A 263-nucleotide genomic window follows, 5' to 3' on the forward strand; every position below is an offset into this window, starting at 1 on the left:
TTGCCAATGGCGCCACCTTCACCGTCAAGGACGTGCTGGAGGCCATGGTCAAGGCCCACGAAATCCAGGGCTGCTTGGCGCTCGAGAACAGCTTCAACAAGGTCGGTCTCGACCACGTTGTCAACGTCAAGGTCGCCTCTGCCGCCGTCGTCTCGCAGATGCTTGGCCTGTCCGAGGCTCAGACCCGCGATGCCATCTCGCAGGCCTGGGTTGACGGTCAGTCCATGCGTACCTACCGCCACAGCCCCAACACCATGTCCCGC

Annotated in this window: 1 protein-coding gene; it reads left to right on the top strand. The window is 62.7% G+C overall.

The features are described from left to right. Nucleotides 1–263: MmgE/PrpD family protein (locus tag L9G74_RS24290; protein ID WP_238898694.1), on the top strand; the 263-nt coding region annotated here is incomplete at both ends.

Origin of the sequence: Shewanella electrica (genome assembly GCF_022321485.1) — a bacterium.
Classification (GTDB): Bacteria; Pseudomonadota; Gammaproteobacteria; order Enterobacterales; family Shewanellaceae; genus Shewanella; species Shewanella electrica.